This is a genomic window from Pseudoalteromonas sp. GW168-MNA-CIBAN-0100 (assembly GCF_040309225.1).
Taxonomy (GTDB): Bacteria; Pseudomonadota; Gammaproteobacteria; order Enterobacterales; family Alteromonadaceae; genus Pseudoalteromonas; species Pseudoalteromonas arctica.
Window position 1 is genome coordinate 1 of the sequence record NZ_JBEOOL010000947.1, and the last position, 245, is coordinate 245.

Annotated in this window: 1 pseudogene; it reads left to right on the top strand. The window is 33.1% G+C overall.

Features of this window, described 5'->3' with window-relative positions:
- Positions 1-245 (top strand): annotated as a pseudogene (locus AAEY62_RS24135) (hypothetical protein); the annotation flags it as partial.

Genomic DNA, 245 nt, shown 5'->3' on the forward strand with positions numbered 1-245 from the left:
TACTCAGTAAGCTATAAACAACAGCAAGTGCAAAAGCTTAATATAGCCACGATAGAAAAACAGGTAGCGTTGGATTTACCTTTACTCGAGCTATCTAATGAACTGCTTAAGTACTCCAGTAATATAGATAATATAAATAGTTATTTAGAGCAGTTAAATTCGCAACTAATCGGCACTAATTTATTATTGTTAAATATTGTCGCTGAAAAAAAGCTATCAACCACATTAACCGGAGCGCAGTTTTT